Here is a 513-nt window from a genome sequence, read left to right on the forward strand (position 1 = left end):
CACAATCCCAAGCGGTTTCCCGGCGTGGTCGCCCAGATTCGGAGTAATTATTATTAAGCGTGAAATGAGACAAGATAAACGAGCTGCACCGAAAGCCCCGATCAACGAGAATATCTCTGCACGCGAGGTTCGGTTAATTGGTGCTGAAGGTGAACAGCTTGGGATTGTGTCAATTGAAGACGCGCTTCTTAAGGCTGAAGAGGCCAAACTGGATCTGGTGGAAATTTCCGCCGATGCAGTACCACCTGTTTGCAAGCTGATGGACTACGGCAAATCGATCTTCGAAAAGAAGAAACAGGTTGCCGCTGCAAAGAAAAACCAGAAGCAGATTCAGGTTAAAGAAATCAAGTTTCGTCCAGGGACGGAGGAAGGGGATTACCAGGTAAAACTGCGCAACCTGGTACGTTTCCTGAGTGATGGGGACAGGGCCAAGGTATCCTTGCGATTCCGCGGCCGTGAGATGGCCCACCAGGAGCTGGGGATGGAACTCCTCAAACGGGTTGAAGGTGACCT

Annotated in this window: 1 protein-coding gene; it reads left to right on the top strand. The window is 50.9% G+C overall.

What is annotated here, in order from left to right:
• Nucleotides 1-46 precede the first annotated feature (46 nt).
• Nucleotides 47-513 (top strand): translation initiation factor IF-3 (gene infC / locus ACIOZM_RS12735; RefSeq protein WP_401214044.1); only part of this gene is annotated, 467 nt, incomplete at its 3' end.

Source organism: Pseudomonas sp. NPDC087346, assembly GCF_044744235.1.
In the GTDB taxonomy this organism is placed as follows: domain Bacteria; phylum Pseudomonadota; class Gammaproteobacteria; order Pseudomonadales; family Pseudomonadaceae; genus Aquipseudomonas.